This is a genomic window from Pseudomonas sp. JAI115 (assembly GCF_014200835.1).
In the GTDB taxonomy this organism is placed as follows: domain Bacteria; phylum Pseudomonadota; class Gammaproteobacteria; order Pseudomonadales; family Pseudomonadaceae; genus Aquipseudomonas; species Aquipseudomonas putida_A.
On sequence record NZ_JACHCY010000001.1, the window covers coordinates 521,862 to 540,809 of the forward strand.

The window sequence follows — 18,948 nt, forward strand, 5'->3', positions numbered from 1 at the left end:
GAGGCAGACCATAGGTAGTCAGGGGGGGTGCAAAAGGGGTGCAACTTGAGTCCTGAAAGGATGCACTTGGGAGCAAAAAAGATGTAAATTGATAGAAAAAAGGGTGCAGATCGGGTGCAAAAACACCGGCGCTAGGCCTGTGTCGGAAGTGCCAATACAAGCCAAGACTTCTACAGTTCATTGGCTAGAGATATTCAATTCTGAGAATTTTTTACGAATATACTCAGTTAACCCAACCAAGTCTTCAAAGGCAATAGAGCCAAACTCAGGCTCATACTTGGCAAGATAGCTTTCAGAAGAGCACCCTAAAGATTTGGCTTTAGCCTCTACTTCCTTAATATATGCAGGCTCAACTACCCAATTCATGCCAGAGGACGCATAACGCTCACAACCTGTCAGCACCCAAGAAATCAAGCCATTATATGAACCAATCACCTCATTCAAAATAGAGATAACATATTCATTTTCTTTTTCAAATCGAAAAGCTATATATGGAGGAAATCTCGAACGATCCTCTCTTTCAAAATGATCACCCATCCAGACCTCTGGATTACGTTGCCCATACTTTCTCCACTCAAGTGCATTAAAGTCATGAAGAATATTAAGCAGCTCACCTTCCGAGTCTAAAATCCTAGTCACACCCATTACTTCAACCCCTTCAACTTATCAAAGATCGACACTCCGCCCGGGTTAATATTTTTAATATGCTGTTCCCAATCCCCTTTAGGAATAGGGTTGAACGAGGGGGTTAACGGGTCAACGGGGACAGACCACATTTTCGGAGTGCTTTCTAAACGTGGTCTGTCCCCATTTACCTCGTTTTCGGTTAGATCTGTGACCTTTCCTACCAAAAAACGAGTCTGTGACTTTTACCGTCCCTTTTACTAGTTCAGCAGATCGTTCAGTACGCCTTGTTCCCCAACTGACACAAACCCGTTATCAGGATCATCAAATTCACCAACCCGCATTATCAGCAGTCCTTTTCGCTCACCTACATACGCACACAGCGTCTGGTCTTCAGAGAGCCCGCCGCACCAACCTAGATCCAAGACGCACTCTATGTCAAAATCCTTGGGTAAAATAGCGATATAAGAACATCGTTCAGTTAAAAGAACCTCTATTGATTTACGATCCGAAAAATCGGACAAACACACAGCTCCAAAAAACCTTAACTTCCCATCACGCTCAACGATACGTTCTACCGAACGAGTACCCTGGGGCATTTCGATTCCTCGTGATTTCAACCCACCCCATAATCCCAGGTACCTAACAAGTCTCGTGTTTGGTTGCCAAGCCGAATTACCTAAGAGCAGCCAGAATGCATATTCCGGCATATTTTTAACAGCAGATTTACAAATAAAATCCAAGACTACTACCGATGCTTCATAAGACTTTTCTGACACCGTAAGACTAGCCGCCGACAACTTCAGGTCACCATGTTTGTTATCTTCATGCAGGTTGAATACCTCATTGGGAAGAGAAATATCAGATGTTCTTAAGATTTGAATTTCAGTAGTCATAGTGATTCCCGGCTTCGTCGTTGAAATGAGGCCCCCGATTTTGTGGATCCCCATCTCCATAATCATGCCCAGCAGCATCATCGCGGACTCTCACTATCCGCGTACCGCCTCCTGAAGCGGGAACCTCAAATTCATAGATTTTTCCAGGCTGCGGGTCACCTCGTTTGTCAACGCTCTGAATAACCCGGCTAGGCTGCTGACTTGTCGGAATGCCCGCTTGACGTTTCGCTTCATTAAATGCACCTCGTCGACCAGCCCCAGGAGGGCTCATATTTTCAGGAATGGTACCTTTTTCGTCCGGGCTCTTTATTGTATTCGTGCTTTTCCCGGCAGTCCTCCCAGGAAAGATTCCGGCGCCCATCTCGAAAACCACAGCGCCCAATTTTGCAAAGAAACCGCCTTCCTGTGCATTCACAACAGAAGCCATTGAACCAGCGGAGTTTAGATTCCCTCCTTGAACAGAACCTACCCAAGCGGCATCTCCACCACGTCCCTCGGTCCTCAAGTGCTTGATCAAGTCAGAAAATTTTTCATCATCGCTGGCCAGGTCATTTGCGATCTTGCGGCAAGTGTCCGGTGAGGTTTTACAAACTGCGTCACGCTCCAACTCTCGTTGTTTGTCCAGTGCTTCGTATTTGTCTCTGACCGCCAGCTTTTCCTCATCAGTGGATTTGCTGTCCATTTCGGCCAGCATCTCTTTCACCTCACGGTGATAGAGGTAGTTATAGGTCGTCGCACTCCCGGCGATGGCGGCCCCTAGCTGGGTGTTTCCATCCACTGCGGCAGCCGCTAACACGCCCGTCAGCTGCGACAGCATCACCTGCATCTGATCGTTGCCGCCCGCGAACTTCACAAGAACGTTCATCGCGGCTTCGTTCAGACCAGCGGAAGCTGCACCCGTAGCAAAATCCCCACCCAGTACCTGGGAAATCAATCCACCCATCAACGCATGTGCTACAACTTTTTCTACGCTGCCTTCGGGAAACTTGAGTGTGTTGTCGCCAACAAAATTAAAACCGGTCGCCATAGCGACACTGCTTGCTTCCCCCAGCAAGGCAGCACCAAAATTGTCACCAAAACTTCCACCACCAATGGTGGTGGAAATGCCACTGGAAATGATCGCCCGACCTGTCGTGCGGATAGCGACATCGGTAAAGTTACTGCTGGTCAGGATATTTGCTGTTTTGCTGGTTCCACCCGCAAACCAATTCGCGTCTGCATAGTTCAGTACGCCAGCCGTGAAGCCGGCGATGGCCGCACTCTTGAGGCTGTCAGCGCTGAACGTCTCCTTGAAAGCAGCGCCCAGATTGCCCTTGTTGTTGATCGTGCTGGTCACGGCGGTGGTCGCCAGAGAGGTGGCAATTACACCGCCGGCACCGCCGCTGACCAAAGCCAATCCTCCGGGGCCCATCACGAACGACATCATGATCGCAATTGCGATTTGTGCTGCCGGACCAACTCCCGAGTTCTCGTACTTGAACGACTCGTGAATCTCCTTCACCAGCCGCCAATCAACATCCCCACGCGCCTCGGCATCCTTCAACCACGCCAACTGCGGATCAGCCTTGACCATCGCATCGATGGTCTGGCTGACGGACTGCTGGTTGACATCCTTGATGTCGATCTTCAGGCCATCGACCGCTTTGATGACGATGTTGCCCTTGGCAATCATCTGGGTCTGACGCAGGGTTTCATCGGTATTACCGCGACCTTTGGACGACACCCACGCAGCATTGTTGTTGGTCTTGGTATGGCTTTCGTCATGGAGGTCTTTGACCCCTTCAAACGTAATCGCTCCACCGCTGTCCAGCGTGATGTTGTTCCCACTTTCCAGCTTGGCAACCTGGTAGAGCTGATCGCCTTTGCTGGACAGCGTCAGATCGCCGCCAGCCTTGATCTCGGAGCCGATATGCTTGATATCGGTCACCTCGTCCCGCTTCATTTTGAGCTTGCCGAAGCTGCCCTTTTTCTTCATGTCATACAGCGAGTAGTCCGTGTCCTGCGCTGCAAGAATGTTGAGGTTGTCACCCGCGACCAGATAAGCTTCGTCGCCTGCAGTCACGCGACTGGAGATCACGCTGAGGTCTTTACCGGCACTCAGCTTGACGTCGCCGCCTGCGGTGATCCCGGACATGACCTGGCTGACATGGTCCTCCTGCATCGTGAGTTTTTTGCTTTTGTACAGCGAGTGCTCCTCATCAGCAGCCGAGCCGATGGTCAGGTTCTCGGTCGCAGACATCGACACGTCACGCTTGGCATCGATCTGACTGGCGATGACCGAAAGGTCCCGTCCGGCCGTGATGTTCAGATCACGCCCGGCATCGACGGTTGAGCCGTACTGGGTAACGTTGTCGTTGGTATGCAGTCCACGCTGAGAACTGAAGGCCTTTTCAGCGGAAACCAGATTCACATCGCGACCGGCATTGATCGTGGTATCTGCGCCGCTCTTCAGAACACCACCCGTGTTGATGACGTCTCGTCCAGCCTTGAGCGTCAGATCGTTGGCCGCTTCGATGCGCGCAGCGTTGTCGATGAAGTCCGAACGCTCGTTCATGTCGCCAACACCACTCTCATGGGTGGTGACGCTGCGTTCATTGATGATGTCGCCACGAGTGGCAGTCAGCGAGACGTCACGCCCGGCGATAATGCCGCCAGCCTTGTTTACAAGGTTATTGCCTGCGAGAAGATCAAGACGATTGCCTGCTTCAATCAGGCCACTGTTGACCAGATTGTTGTCGGCGGTGGCTGAAAGGTTGTTTTTGGCGCGCAATGTTCCGGCGTTTTCCAGATCCTTGCCGGCAATGAGCGTGACATCACTGCCTTGAATCAGCGCGCCGTTAGCTGCGAGGCGATTATTGGCATTGGCCAGGTAGAGTACCGGGACAAGCACTTGCTCGCCGTTTACCACGGCGTTTTCCATCCAGACGATATCGTGAGTCAGTGCCGCGACCTGTTCGGATGTCAGGCTGACTCCCACTGCCAGATTGAGCTGATTTTTGCTGGCGATGGCGTTGTCCATCAGGTACTTGTACAGACCCTCATCGGTGGTCTGACCATCGATGAAGCGCTGGCCGGTACGTGCCACAACCGCCTGCTGGACCAAGCGCTGCTCATAGAGCCCGTCGCCCAATCGCTTGGCGCTCTTGTCAGGATCGTACCCAAGGTTCGACAGCAGATAATCCGAACCCATGAACTGCTTGAGGTCAGTCAATACCGGGTTGGTTTCTATCAGATACTTGTGTGCATTGGATGACTTGCTGGTCACCGGCAAGCCTTGTACGCGATTGATCGTGAAGTCGGTGGAGCGGCCAGGCAATGCCGTGCCACTGGTGTCGGCAGCGGGTGTGCTGACGTCGAGAGCGCTGGCCGTCGCACCCGTTTCGCCTGCCTTGTGATCAGCCGTCTTCAAGTCAACCGTACTGCCTGAAGCCTGAGCATTGTTTGCCAGCTGGATGTTCCTTGGCTGGGTATCGGTCAAGGTTTGCTGGCGATTGGCGGGGCTGATCGCGGCGCCACCCATGGTCCAGCTATCCGGACCGGTGGCGGTCGGCGTGCTGTTGCCTTGTCCGCTCAGACGGAACAAGCCGTTTTGCCCGGTGGGCAGACTGAAACCGGGCAGCGCTAACGGGTTGACTTGCTGTTGAGCCAGATCGGGTGGCAGCTGTGCGTTGATGTAAATCGGTGTCGAATAAGCGCTACCCGCACCTGTTTCGGTTTTGTTGCGGCCGGCTGCGACATAGGCGTAGTAAGGCCGTTCGACGCTGTTGCTGATTTTCTGCGTGGCATTGAGTGTGATGTTGCCGCCCGCCTGAATCACCGCATCGTAGGCGTTGGTCGAGCCTGTTACCGTAATCTCCGGGCCGGTGAGCTTGCCCCCGCCCATCAACTTGATAAAGGCACTCAGATCCGCTTCGACGTCGGGTGACGGCGTCCCACCGTTTTTCTTGTTGAACGCATCTGCTGCGGCGACTGCCCCGAAGATCTGCTTCACATAGTTCCAGTACGTGCGCTTGGTGACGATCTCCTGCTCTTGCAAACCGGTGTTATTGATAGTGTCGGCATTGGCCACGATGTTGCCGGTGGCGGCAATCGTGCTACTGGTGTTGTTCAGCGTCGACGCATTGATCGAGATGTCGCCGCCGCTGGTCATGCTGGCAGCCGCACTGCTGGCGTTGACTTTCAAACGATCGGTTTCAGCGATTTCCCACAGGCCATTTCGCCGCCCTCCACTACGGAAGTCACAGCCAACGATAGGAACCAGATTGCAATCAAGTTGCGTGATGACAACTGAACTTTTTTCTTGCTTGGTGTATTCCAGGATCGCCCGAACGTTGTTGATGGTCAGGGCATTGATGGTCAGGTTCTGAGCGCTGTAGATGTCACCGGAAGAGTTATCCAGCAGATCGGCTTTGCCAGTTCCGGAATCCCTGCCGATGTAAACGTTGCTCAGCCCGTAGAGTTGGCCATAGGAGTTATTGAGGTTCGCAACCTGCAGGCGCATGTCGCCGCCGCTGGTGATCAACGCATTGGTGTTGAGCAGTGATCCGCTGGTCAGTGTCAGATTTTGTGCCGCAGCCAGCGTGCCGAAGTTGTTGACCGCTCCGGCATTGATGGTCATGTTGGCTGCCGAGGTCAGACGAGCGCCATTGTCCAGGCGGCCACCGACATTAAGCGTGGTGTCCCCGCCGCCGGCGATACTCGATGTCGCGCTGCTGAGACTCACCTGCGCGGCACTCAGATTCAGAGTACCCAGGCTACTGAGCCGCCCCGCGCCCCAATAAGCGCCACCGAGGCCGACATTCATCCGGCCGTCACTGGCAATCAACCCGTCGTTGAGCCAATTGACGCCATTGCCGGTGAAACTGTCAGACGCCAGCAATTGCCCGGTAGCGGTCTGGGTCAGACTGTTGACATTGACGGTAAGACGCCCGGCCTGGATAACGCTGCTGTTGGTCCAGCTGTCAGCACCGATCGTCAGGCCGCCACGGGTTACCAGCGCCCCCCCTGCATTCATCAGGTTGGCGGTGGATATATCAAACGTGCCGGTGCCGACGTGCAACAGGCTGCCGCCGGTATTGAGGAAGCTGCCGGTGCCGAGCGTCAGGTCGGTGTTGGCGGTTTCCAGCGTGCCGTTGCGGTTGTCGAACAGGCCGCCAATCTGGAAGCTGGTTTTGCCGCCGCTGCCGAGGGCACGCAACTGGCCGGTCTGGTTATCGAGGCTGGCAGCCTTGATGGCAAGGGTGCTGTCGCTTTCGATGATGCCCAGGCGGTTATTCAATGCGCCGGTCAGATTGAGGTCGATCTGCTGGCCGGCAATCTGGCCGTCGTTGTCGCCGCTGTTGTCGAAGTTGTTGCCGGTGACGTTGATTTTGCCTTTGGCGTAGAGGCCGCCATTGCGGTTGTCGAAGTTGCCGGTGGTGATGACTGCATCGCCGCTTTGCGCCGAAATGCGTCCGCCGTAGTTATCGAGTCCACCCGGTGCGACGAGATTCACGCGTTGAGCCTGAATCACACCGCCCTGGCGATTGTTATTCAGGTCGTAGCCATTCTTCAGCGCACCGGTCAGGCGCGCAGAGAACGCAGCTTTCAGGCTGGCGAGGACGCCGCCACGACTATCGAGGTTGCCAGCGTCGAGGGTAAGGTCCCCGGCATCGGCAATGATCCGGCCGCTCTGGTTATCGATGTCGCCGCTGGTGGTCAGGGTCAGTGCGCCCTTGCTTTGCAGAGTGCCCTTGGCGTTGGCCAGACTGGCCGCCCGGATCTGTACATCGCCATTCTGGCTGTAGATCAAACCGTCGGCGCTGTTCTGGATGACGCCAGGCGTGGTGATCGTCAACACGTCATTGGCCGCGACGGTGCCGCGATTGCGGTTGTCCAGGCCGCCACTGAGCAGGGTCATCAAACCCTGACTGGCCAGTTGGCCGCCCTGATTGTTGATCTGTGTGGCGCGTTGCAGCAGCAGTGCGCCACCGCTGGCGAGCTTGCCGTTGGTGTTGGTCAATGCGCCGAGCAGGTCGAGGGTTACGGCGCCATCGCTGGCCGCCATGCCACCGGTGTTATCCAGTGTGGTGCCGACAAAGCTCAGGTCCTGTTTGGCACTGACACTGCCGCCGGCGTTGCCCAGCGTCATCGCCTGCATCGTCAGGGTAGCACCGCTGTAGATCGAACCACCCGCAGCGTTATTCAAAAGACTAGCGACGGTCAGAGCCTGCGCTCCGCCACTGGAAACCACGCCCTTGTCGCTGTTATCCAGGCTCGCGGCGTTGACGTTAAGGGCTTTCTGGCTGACCAGTGCACCGGCACCGCTGTTGAGCAAGTCCCCGCTCAGTGTCACATCGAGGCTGCCGCTTTTGCTGGAGAGCGTGCCGCTGTTGCGGTTGTCGAGGCTCTGGGCATTGACGTCCAGACCTTGCCAACCGGAGATCAGACCGTTCTGGTTGTGCAGTTGGCTGCCCGTGAGGCTCAGCAGGTTGCTGCTGATCAGTTTGCCGCCGCTGTTATCGATGGCCCGGGTTTTAAGGCCGATGCTCTGGCTGCTGGAGATTTCGCCGCTGCGGTTGGTGAGGTCACGCAGGTGCTGAATGCTCAACTGGCCTTCAGTGGTGATCAGGCCGCCTTCGTTGTTCAGATCAGCAGCGGCCGCGCCGAAATCAATGGCGATGGCACTGCCCAGCAGCGAGCCGTTCTGGTTGTTCAAGCCGTTGCTGTTGACAGTCAGGCCAGTGGTGGCATTGATCAGCCCCAAGTTCTGGTTGGTGAGCAGGCCGTCGAGGTTAAGGTCCAGATTCGAACGGCTGGTCAGTGTGCCGCCGCTGTTGTCGAGGCTGGTCGCTTTGACATCCAGCGCAGCCGCGGCAATCAGGCCTTTGATGTTGGTCAGCGCCTGGTCGATGCGCAGCGTCACGGCCTGGTTGCTGAGCAATTTGCCGTTGCTGTTGTCGAGGCTGCGCGCCGTCACTGTGAACGCCTGGGTGCTGGAGATCTCACCGCCGTCGTTGTTGACGTCCTCAAGGTTCTTGAGCATCAGCAACGGCGCGCCGATCAGGCCGTTCTGGTTGTTCAGTTGACCGTGATTGAGGTCCAGGTCCAGCGACATGTTGCTGAACAACTGGCCGCCCTGCTGATCGAGACCGGTGACGTTCGCGGTCAGCGCAGCAACGCTGGCAATACGACCGCCATCCTGGTTGGTCAGTTGGGTCGCCTTCAGGTCCAGCGTATCGCCACTGTTCAACTTGCCGTTGTGGCTGTTATCCAGCGTACCGGTGTGCACCACTACCGCGCCTTTGGCGCTGAGGCTACCCCCGTTGCTGTTGTCGAGGCTGGCACTGCTGAGATTGAGGCTGGCGTCGGTGACGATCTGACCACCGCGGTTGAGCACCACGCCGGTGGTGTTCAATGTCAACGGCCCGGCAACCGACAGGCTGCCGAGATTGTTGGTCAGACTCGCCGCTGTCACGCCAAGGCTGCCCTCGGCGCTGATCAGGCCCTGACTGTTATTCAGGTCACCGCTCAGGTCGAGCTTCAGGTTGCTCTGGCTCAGGAGCGCACCCGCAGTGCTGTCGAGGCTGCGGCCGGTCAGGGTCAGGTCGGTTTTACCCGAAATCAACCCCTTGGCACGGTTGAGCACTTCATCAACGGTCAGGCTCAACGCACCTTGTGCAATCAGCTTGCCGCCGTCGCTGTTGTCCAGACGACTGCCGACCAGCGTTACGTCAGCCTGGCTGGACAGCTCGCCGCCACGGTTATCGACGGCATCGACCGTCAGTTGCAGCGCCTGATTCGCCCCGACGAGACCGGCGTTACGGTTGTCGAGGCTGTTGCCGGTGAGCTTCAGCCCGGCGGTTGCCACCAGTTCACCGTGCAGGTTATCGAGGGTCGCGACGTTAGCGATAACGTCGGCTTTGCCGGCGATATGCCCTTCGCTGTTGTCGACGCTGTCGGCTTTCAGATTCAGTTCATCATCAGCGATCAGCGTACCGCCTTGGTTGACCAGTTGGCCGTCCACCGTCACCCCGAGGGTGCCACGGCTGGTGATCAGGCCGCCGCTGTTGTCCAGGCGAGCGCTTTTGGCATCCACGCTCTGCGCGGAAATCAGGCCCTTGACGCTGGCCAGCAGTTGCTCGATGCGCAGGGTCAGGTCCTGATTGCTGATCAACTTGCCGCTGTTGCTGTTATCGAGGTTTTGCGCGATCAGGGTGAAGGCTTGGGCGCTGGAGATTTCACCGCCCTGGTTGTCGACATCCTTGAGGTTTTTCAGCACCAGCAGCGGCGAATTGATCAGGCCGTTGCGGTTGTTCAATTGGCCGTGGTTGAGGTCAAGGCTCAGGGAGGTTTTGCTGAACAGTTGACCGCCCTGCTGATCGAAGCCGGTGACCGTTGCGGTCAGGGCTTTTTCGCTGGCGATGCGACTGCCGATGCCGTTGCTCACTGCGCCGGCGTTGAGCGTGAGGGTGTCACCGCTGACCAGGCTGCCGCCGGAGGCGTTGTTGACGGTACCGGTGGTCAGCGCGGTGGCTTTCTTGGCGCTGATCAAGCCGCCCTGACTGTTGTCCAGACTCTGCGAAGTCAGGATCAGCCCGCTGTCAGTGGCAATTGAGCCCGCCTGATTGTTCAGGCTACCCGTGGTGGTCAGCGCCAGCGCGCCGGCGCTCGACAAGTGACCGCGTGTGTTATCGAGACTGCCCGCGTTTACAGTCAGCTTCCCTTCGCTGCTGATCAGACCCTCGATATTGCTCAAGGCGTTGTCGAGACGAATGTCCAGATTGCCCTGTCGGGTAACGAAATTACCGCCGCTGTTGTCCAGACTCTGCCCGATCAGCGTCGAGGTACCCACACTGAACAGTTGTCCGAGGGTCTGATTGATGACCCGGGCCACAGTCAGGCCAAGGGTGGTTCCGGCGAGGACTTTGCCGCTGTCACTGTTGTTCAGGCTTTGACCGATGACGTTCACATCGACGGTGCTGGAGATTTCACCGCCGCGATTGTCGATCTCGCCGACCGTGAGTTTCAGCGCTTTTGTGGTACCGACCAGACCGGCCTTACGGTTGTCGAGCGACTGGCCACTGAGCAACAACGAACCTTGGGCGACCAATTCACCACCCTGGTTAACCAATTGCGTCACGTTGGCGTTCAGATCGGCTTTGCTTGAGATACGCCCGGTGCTGTTATCGATGCGCGTCACGCCGAGAATCATCGGCCCTGCCGCACTGAGCAAGCCGCCACGGTTATCCAGTTGTGTGCCGCTGTAGTTGACGGCGGCCTGACCATCGAGCAGACCTTTGTCGCGGTTGTCGAGTGCGCCAACGCTGAGTTGCAGGTCTTTGGTCGCGCGAACTTTACCGCCACGGTTGTCCACGGAATCGCTGCGCAAGGTCAGGCGATCCTTGCCAACCACGCTGCCGCCACGGTTGTCGAGGCTGCCACTCTGGACATCGACCGCACCTTTGGCGCTCAGCTCACCGTTCTGGTTATCGAACAAGCCAGTGATGCGCGCGGTCAGACTGCCGTCGCTGACGAGGCTGCCTTGCTGGCTGTTGTCGAGGCTGGCGGCGGTGATGCTGACATTCCCCCCCGAACCCAACACACCGTTGCGGTTGTTCAGCGCACCGATCAAACCGATGTTCAGCGCTACGTCGCCCGTCACCTGGCCATCGCTGTTGTCCAGCGTGATGGCGTTGATACGGGTGGTGCCGGCGCTGGATATCTCGCCATCGTGATTATTCAGATCGCCGAGATCGGCGCCGAGGCTGCCGTTGCTGCTGATCACGCCCTGGGTGTTGATGACCTTGCTGGCGTTCAACTGCACCGTCGAGTTGCCGAGGACGCTGCCCTTGTTCTGATTGTCCAGAGTGGTGGCTGTGAGGCGCGTGTCCTGCTGGGCGCTCAACGTACCGCCCTGGTTGCTCAGGGTTTGCGCGACGGTCGCCGTCAGGTTGCGACTGGCGATCACGCTTTTGCCGCTGTTGTTGAGGTTCTGCGCACTCAGGTTCACGTCGCCAGCGCTGTTACGGCTGTTGTCGGCGTTGACCCCGGCTTCAATGATGCCGTTGTTGCTCAGGGTTCCACCGGCGCTGAGGCTGATGCTGTCGCGTGCAGCGAGGTTTTGCTGGTTGCTCAGATCGCCTTGGGTTTGCACGTTCAGAGCGGTGCCAGCGTAGACCGGACCTTGGGCACTAAGGCTGTTGGCTTTGATGTTCACAGCAGTGGCTGCCGAGGTCTGCGCCAGGGTCAACTGGCCGTTGGCATCGATCTGGATATCGCCACCACTGGCAGCCAGGTTGCCCGCCAGTTTCACCCCGACCCCGGCCTCGGTGCCAACCAGTTTGATCGCCCCGGCATACATCCCGCCCAGCGCCGAGGAGTCAATCGCCAGTTGCGGTTTGGCGCTGCCGTCATCGGCGCGGGCCGTGACGTTCAAGGTCTGCGCGTTGACGTCGTTGCGCCCGGCAACAATCGTCAGGTTCTGCGCCTGGAGCTCAGCGTTGATCTTCGCGCTGCGGGTGATGATTTCGAAACGGTCAACGTTGTTGGCGTTGAGGCCGGCGCCTTCGATGGCGACGCTGCCCTGATCAACTTGAAAACGATCCAGCCGCCCCGCGCCATCCAGCACCGGTTTGCCGGTAGTCAGCGTCACGCGCGGCGCGTTGATGAAGCCGCAACCATTACAGGTGATGCCATACGGGTTGGCGACTATCACGCGCGCCGACTGCCCTGCCACTTCGGTGTAACCGCGCAACTGGCTCGGGTTGCCGCTGATGACTTCGTTGAGAATCGCTTGCGCCGAGCCGCTGTTTTTCAGGTTCGGGTTGCCAATGATGTGCCCGGCCAACTGGGTGTTCGAGGTCTGCGCCGAGCCGTTGTTGAGGATGACACCCTGCGCGCCGACGTTGTAATCGTGGAACTGGTTATGCGACAGCCCGCTGCCGTTGGGCGTGGCGATGTTGATGATCGGCACGCCATTGCCGGCCCGATCCAGCGCGGTGTTCGGGTTGGCCACGACAATGCCGTCGGCCTGCGCCCACATCGGTTGCCAGAACATGACGTTCGCCAGCAGGAACGCCAGCCCGCGCTTGGGCATGCCCAGAAACGACTCACGGTTTTTTACGGCCGCAGAAGGCTGGCCTGCAAGGAAGGCGAACTGACGAACATCCATGTCGATGGTCTCGAAGAATTTGAATTAGATGAAAAAGTCGAGGCGGAAATAGATCGGCGCTTCACGCTCGGTCAGCACGTCCGGGCGTTCGAGGGAATGCGCAAAGGTCACGCTGGCGGCCACATGCTCACCGCGGGCGAACAGTTCCAGCGAGTTGCTCGACATGCGTCCGTGCTGATCACCGTTGTAACGGTCGCCGCGAATCACGCCTTGGTCGTAACCGAGGCTGGTGCCGTATTCAGCGAACACCGGGCGCAGCCATTCGGCCGTGACCGGTCGGCTCCAGCGCAGATCGTTGCGCCAGTAGCCGCCGCTGTCGCCGGACAACGACTGATCCTTGTAGCCACGGATCGACGCTGACCCGCCAAGGCTGGTGCGCTGCGGACTGAACAGCACGTCTTCGCTGCGCTGGCCGGTCATCAGGCTGCTGAAGCTGAAGGATTCGCCCCATACCTTGAACGGCTGCAGGTAGCTCAGAGTCGCGGTGTATTTGCGGTAGCGTGCGTCGGGCTCGCCGGGGCCTGGATCGTGGCTGCCCTGCGCATCGAACGCGCCGATGCCTTCCTGCATGCCGGCGTCGAAGTTGACGAAGGCGCTGCCGATGCGGCGACCGTGGTTGAAGCCGAACTGCGCTTCGCTGATGCGGTTGCTGCTCAGCTTGAGCTTGCTGTCTTCGATGTAGTTGTTGGTGCGCAGGTAGGACAGCCCGGCGCTGAGCGAAGTCTTGCTCACCGAGTCGCGATGGATCACTCGCTCGGCGCGCAATTGATGGTTTTCGCTGTCGCCGGTCTGCTTGAAGTTGTAGCCGTTGGCGGCGATCTGCGAGCGGTAGTCGCTCTGGCTGTAGGTGTAGCTGAAGTTCCACCAGCCCCACGGCAGGTTGTAATTGAGCATGGCGTTGCTGGAGGTGTGCTGGTGATCGGTCATTGCGTCGTGACCGCCGCGCAGGCTCAACTGATCGGCCAGGCCCAGCGGGCTGTCCCAATCGAAAGTGGTGCCCCACTGCTGTTCACCGGTGCTGCGTTGGCCGTCGTTGCTGCGCGACAGTCCGGCCCGCCATGGCTTCTGCGGATTATTGGTGACCAGCACTTCACTGCCGCCGACGTTCTTGCCCGGCGCCAGCTCCATCTTGGACTGATTGGACGGCAGGCGATTGAGCTGATCGACCATCTGCTCGATCTCGCGCAGGTTGACCAGATCGCCGGACTTGCCGGGAAAGGCCATCGCCAGTTCACGCTCCGAAAGCTTGCTGTTCTCGGCGCCTTTCATGCCTTCAAGTTTGCCCTCGACCACCAGCACTTTCAGGTGCCCGCCGGACAGATCCTGCTGCGGCAGGTAGGCACGGCTGGTGACCAGGCCTTTCTCGATGTAATGGTCGGTGATGACCTTGAGCAACTCGTTGAGTTGCGGCACCCCGAGGCACTGGTCGATGTAGGGCTTGAGCAAGCGAGTTTTGTCGCTGTCGGACAGACTGTCGGCGCCCTTGAGCTCGATGTCCTTGATCGGGAAACAGCGGGTGTCGGTGGGCGCCGCTGGTTGCGCCGGACCGGCCTCTTTGCCGGGCAGATTTTTCAGGTCTTCAAGACGCCGCTGCTGCTCTTCGAGCAAGCGATTCTGGCGATCGCGGATCAGGTCGGTTTCACCGGGAGTGGGTGCAGCGAAGGCAATCTGGAGTGGAGACAGGCACAGCAAAGCTGCGCACAACCTCGCCGCGAGGGCGGGTGGGTACATGTTCGATCCCTCGATACGGAATGACATCAAAATAGTGGCGCGATATTAGATGGCCATCATTTTGACGTCAAACAATCGTTTCATCCTTTTGTCGGGTTTGTAACAGGGATTGAACAATCGACGCGGCTGCGGTTTTCCGGGGGGAATCCTTGGTTCAGTGCGCAACGCCCAACTTCGTCGTCACGTCCTGCGGTGCCAGTAAGCGGCCATCCGCTGAACGCAGTTCCAGTTTCCTGATCGGCTGCCGCTGTTGCGCATCAACCATCACCGAACCCGGCTCACCCGGCGCATACAGGTGCTCCCCGCCCCACTGCGAGAGCGCAACGATCACCGTCTGCAAGGCCTTGCCGCGTTCGGTCAGCACGTATTCCTTATAGGCACCGCCATCGGCGGCCGGCACGGTTTGCAAGATCCCCTGCTCGACCAAGGCCTTGAGCCGGGCGCTGAGCATGTTCTTGGCGATGTCCAGATTCTTCTGAAAATCGCTGAAGCGGCGGATGCCCTCCAGCGCATCGCGAATGATCAGCAGCGACCACCAGTCACCGATCAAATCCAGCGTACGGGCGACCGGGCAGGCGTTGCCGTGCAGGCTTTTGCGCTTCACAGGGTGTTTCTCCATCAAATCCAGCGTGTGGTTGCATCTTACAACTGTGACGCTGGAAAAGAACCACGCCACCCGCCATGGCAATTGAGCACTTGCGTACAAGTGACAGCCGCGATTTGCGCCGATAGTGATGGGCGGCCATTGCGGCATCCGGCCTTCCGAACGATCGCCCACAGCAAGGAGTTCCCATGAGCACATTCACTACCGATGACGGCACACAGATCTATTTCAAGGACTGGGGCAGCGGCAAACCCGTGTTGTTCAGCCATGGCTGGCCGCTGGATGCCGACATGTGGGAATACCAGATGGAATACCTGAGCAGTCGCGGCTACCGCACGATTGCCTTCGACCGCCGTGGTTTCGGCCGCTCCGATCAACCATGGACCGGCTACGACTACGACACCTTCGCCGATGACATCGCGCAACTGATCAACCACCTCGATCTGCGCGACGTCACGCTGGTGGGCTTCTCCATGGGCGGTGGCGACGTCAGTCGCTACATCGCCCGCCACGGCAGCGAGCGCGTTGCCGGGCTGGTACTGCTCGGTGCGGTGACGCCACTGTTCGGCAAGAAAGCCGACTACCCGCAAGGTGTCGACACCTCGGTGTTCGACGGTATCAAGGCAGGTCTGCTCAAGGATCGCGCGCAATTCATCGCGGATTTCGCCGCGCCGTTCTACGGCACCAATCAGGGCCAGAAAGTCTCCGACGGCGTGCTCACGCAAACCCTGAACGTCGCCCTGCTCGCCTCGCTTAAAGGCACCGTGGATTGCGTTACCGCGTTCTCCGAAACCGACTTCCGTCCGGACATGACGAAGATCGACGTACCGACCCTGGTGATCCACGGTGACGGCGATCAGATCGTGCCGTTCGAAACCACCGGCAAGCAAGCCGCCGCCCTGATCAAAGGCGCTGAGCTGAAAGTCTACGCCGGGGCACCTCACGGTTTTGCCGTGACGCACGCCGAGGCGCTCAACGAAGACCTGCTGGGTTTCCTGAACCGCTGATGTTCGTCGGCGCGACAACCTTCTAAGAGTAGTTGTCCGCCTGCTTCAATCTGCCATCAACGCTGCCAGTGCCAACGCGTTACCCAGCGCGGCACCACTGGCAGTGTTGTCGAAGATGCACCAGGCCGCGGCACCCTCTGCTGCCGCGACTTTCATTTGCTCTGCCAGCGCTTGCAGATAGCGCTCATCGTAGGCGCTGTGGTAGATGCGTGGCGAACCGTGTAGCCGCCAATAGCGCAAACCCGCCCAGCCCTGCGCCGAACCATCGGTAGTGATCCGCGACGGATCGACCACGACCTGGGCAATCCGATACGTCTGCAACATCGGCGCCGCCGCCACCCATGACTCATGCCGAGGCTCAAGCATTACGGCACCGGCGAAGCGTTGGCGCAACGCCACGAAAAACGCTTCGACAACTTCAGGTGTGAATGTCAGCGACGGTGGCAGTTGCACCAGCAGACAGCCCAACCGGTCAGTCAGCCCCTCGCATTGTCCGAGGAACTCGTCCAGCGCTTGATCGCAGTTCTGCAGATGCAATTCATGCGTGATCTGCTTTGGCACCTTGACCGAAAAACGAAAACCCGGCGGCACCGAGTCCGCCCAGCGCGCATAGGTCTGACGCCGATGCGGGCGATAGAACGAGCTGTTGATTTCCACACAGTTGAACTGCGCGGCATAACGTTGAAGATGCGTGCCCTCGGCCGGAAACTGCGGCCAATACTCACGCCCCAGACTCCAGCCTGCGCAACCGATGAACATCAAAAAAGCACCCTCGCCGCTTCACGCATGAAAATCTCCACGGTCTTCGTTCACAGATTTCAGGGACGGCGAAATACCTGTGGGAGCTGGCTTGCCAGCGAAGGCGTCGATACATCCACAAACGCTGTGCCTGACACAACGCTTTCGCGAGCAAGCTCGCTCCCACAGGGTTCAGCGGCGCTCACAGATTTGGAGCGCGACGAAGCGCCTACACGATTATTTTTTGCCGGGGAGGACGCTGGCCAGTACCTGTTTGGCGGCTTGCACGATCACGCCCGCTTCGTCGGGGTCGCCCTTGAGCAAGGTCGTGGCAAATTTCTTCGCCTGTTCGAGCTTGATGTGCGGCGGCAATGGCGGCACGTTGGGGTCGGTCTTGAACTCGATCAGCACCGGTACGTCCGAGGCCAGTGCCTGCTCCCAGGCGGCGGCGACGTCTTCTTCGCGGTCGACGAAAATTCCTTTCAGGCCGATGGAAATGGCGAACAGGTGATACGGCACGTCGGGAATGCTTTGCGACGCTTCAAACTTCGGATCGCCCTCCATCACTCGTTGCTCCCAAGTGACCTGATTCAGATCCTCGTTGTTGAACACCGCACAGATCCACTTCGGGCTGCTCCACTGGCGCCAGTATTTGGCGACGGTGATCAGCTCGGCCATGTTGTTCATCTGCATCGCGCCGTCACCCACCAGCGCAATCACCGCGCGCTCGGGGTGGGCGAACTTGGCGGCGATCGCGTACGGCACGGCAGCGCCCATCGAGGCCAGGCCACCGGACAACGAACATTGCATGCCGCGGCGAATTTTCAGGTCACGGGCGTACCAGTTGGCACAGGAACCCGAGTCGCTGGTGATGATCGCCTGATCCGGCAGGCGCGGTGACAGCTCATACACCACCCGCTGCGGATTGATTGGATCGGCTTTGGACATCGCGCGTTTTTCCAGGGTTTTCTCCCAGCTGTTGCGCCAGCCTTCGATTTTCTTGCGCCACTTGTGCGAAGTTTTCTGTTCGAGCAACGGCAGCAGTGCAGCGAGGGTTTCGGCGGAGTCGCCGACCAGATTGACCTCCATCGGATACCGCAGGCTCAGCATGTCGGGCTGCAGATCGATCTGCACGCCACGCGCCCGACCTTCCTTGGGCAGGAACTCGGCATAGGGGAAACCCGAGCCGATCATCAGCAAGGTGTCGCACTCGTGCATCATCTTGTAGCTCGGTTCGGTGCCCAGCAGGCCGATGCTACCGGTGACCCACGGCAAATCGTCCGGCAGCGCAGCCTTGCCGAGTAACGCCTTGGCGACGCCAGCAGCGAGTTTTTCCGCAATGGCGATCGCTTCATCCGTTGCCTGCAGTGCGCCGGCGCCCACCAGAATCGCGACTTTTTCGCCACTGTTCAAAACGTCGGCGGCGCGTTGCAGATCGGCCTCGTAGGGCAGCACTTTCGGCTTGGTGTAACCGACGCCGGAATGCGCGGTGCCGTGTGCCCGCGCCGGTGGCTCGTACTCCAGATCCTGCAGATCATTGGGCAGGATGATCGCCGTCACCCGCCGTTCGCCAACCGCCGTACGCACGGCGCGATCGAGCAGATGGCGCACTTGTGACGGCGCTGAGGCCTGCTGCACAAAAGCCCCGGCCACGTCCTTGAACATCGAGACCAGATCCAGCTCCTGCTGATAGTGACTGCCGAGCGCCGTCCGTGCCTGCTGGCCGACAATCGCCAACACCGGCTGGTGATCCATGCGCGCGTCGTATAACCCGGTGATCAGGTGCGAAGCGCCCGGCCCCGAAGTAGCAATGCACACGCCCAACTCGCCAGTGAACTTGGCGTGGGCCGATGCCATGAACGCGGCCATTTCTTCGTGCCGGACCTGAACGAATTCGATCTTGCCATTGGTTCGGGCGAGCGCGCCGAACACACCATTGATGCCATCTCCCGGATAACCAAAAATCCGCGTGACGCCCCATTGGCTGAGCCGCTCAACCAGAAAATCTCCCACTGTCGTCGTCATCTCGTTCCTCACCTGTCACCGATGCATGAAGCCTGCCCGGCGAGATATCCGCCGGGCGGTACATGGGTCTGGACAGCTTGGGAGCGCGCGAAGTTTCGATTGTTTTTACCCGACGGCGTTGCCGAGCCGCTCCCTGTAGGAGCTGCCGAAGGCTGCGATCTTTTGATCTTC

The 18,948-nt window shown here is 58.4% G+C and carries 8 protein-coding genes; 1 reads left to right on the forward strand and 7 read right to left on the reverse strand.

The window, feature by feature from the left end:
• Positions 1-177: 177 nt before the first annotated feature.
• The 5 genes from HDC30_RS02255 to HDC30_RS02275 form a co-directional block, all read right to left on the reverse strand.
• A complete protein-coding gene (locus HDC30_RS02255) occupies positions 178-645 on the reverse strand; it encodes a hypothetical protein (RefSeq protein WP_183780425.1) in 468 nt (155 codons plus the stop codon).
• A gap of 239 nt (positions 646-884) precedes the next feature.
• On the reverse strand, positions 885-1,520 hold the full coding sequence (locus HDC30_RS02260) for a hypothetical protein (protein ID WP_183780428.1): 636 nt from the start codon (positions 1,518-1,520) through the stop codon (positions 885-887).
• The gene (locus tag HDC30_RS02265; RefSeq protein WP_183780431.1) at positions 1,510-12,672 is read right to left on the reverse strand and encodes a filamentous hemagglutinin N-terminal domain-containing protein; all 11,163 of its coding nucleotides are present in this window, start codon (positions 12,670-12,672) and stop codon (positions 1,510-1,512) included. Before HDC30_RS02265 ends, HDC30_RS02260 begins: the two co-directional genes overlap by 11 nt.
• Before the next feature lie 24 nt (positions 12,673-12,696).
• A complete protein-coding gene (locus HDC30_RS02270; protein WP_183780434.1) occupies positions 12,697-14,403 on the reverse strand; it encodes a ShlB/FhaC/HecB family hemolysin secretion/activation protein in 1,707 nt (568 codons plus the stop codon).
• 154 nt (positions 14,404-14,557) lie between these two features.
• Complete coding sequence (locus tag HDC30_RS02275) at positions 14,558-15,007, reverse strand: helix-turn-helix domain-containing protein (protein ID WP_166497367.1); 450 nt, start codon at positions 15,005-15,007, stop codon at positions 14,558-14,560.
• 188 nt (positions 15,008-15,195) lie between these two features.
• On the opposite strand from HDC30_RS02275, the gene HDC30_RS02280 reads away from it, so the two are divergent.
• Complete coding sequence (locus HDC30_RS02280; protein WP_183780438.1) at positions 15,196-16,014, forward strand: alpha/beta fold hydrolase; 819 nt, start codon at positions 15,196-15,198, stop codon at positions 16,012-16,014.
• Positions 16,015-16,059: 45 nt separating this feature from the next.
• On the opposite strand, the gene HDC30_RS02285 is transcribed toward HDC30_RS02280, so the two are convergent.
• Positions 16,060-16,773 (reverse strand): DUF72 domain-containing protein, encoded by a 714-nt coding sequence (locus HDC30_RS02285; RefSeq protein WP_183780441.1) that lies wholly within the window; start codon positions 16,771-16,773, stop codon positions 16,060-16,062.
• Positions 16,774-16,989: 216 nt separating this feature from the next.
• Positions 16,990-18,777 (reverse strand): thiamine pyrophosphate-requiring protein, encoded by a 1,788-nt coding sequence (locus HDC30_RS02290; protein WP_183780444.1) that lies wholly within the window; start codon positions 18,775-18,777, stop codon positions 16,990-16,992.
• Positions 18,778-18,948: the final 171 nt, after the last annotated feature.

Excerpts from the sequence above, each read along its gene's own strand:
- HDC30_RS02260 (WP_183780428.1), bottom strand. The coding sequence starts at position 1,520 with ATGACTACTGAAATTCAAATCTTAAGAACATCTGATATTTCTCTTCCC.
- HDC30_RS02285 (WP_183780441.1), bottom strand. The coding sequence starts at position 16,773 with ATGTTCATCGGTTGCGCAGGCTGGAGTCTGGGGCGTGAGTATTGGCCG.
- HDC30_RS02290 (WP_183780444.1), bottom strand. The coding sequence starts at position 18,777 with ATGACGACGACAGTGGGAGATTTTCTGGTTGAGCGGCTCAGCCAATGG.
- HDC30_RS02265 (WP_183780431.1), bottom strand. The coding sequence starts at position 12,672 with ATGGATGTTCGTCAGTTCGCCTTCCTTGCAGGCCAGCCTTCTGCGGCC.
- HDC30_RS02255 (WP_183780425.1), bottom strand. The coding sequence starts at position 645 with ATGGGTGTGACTAGGATTTTAGACTCGGAAGGTGAGCTGCTTAATATT.
- HDC30_RS02280 (WP_183780438.1), top strand. The coding sequence starts at position 15,196 with ATGAGCACATTCACTACCGATGACGGCACACAGATCTATTTCAAGGAC.
- HDC30_RS02270 (WP_183780434.1), bottom strand. The coding sequence starts at position 14,403 with ATGTACCCACCCGCCCTCGCGGCGAGGTTGTGCGCAGCTTTGCTGTGC.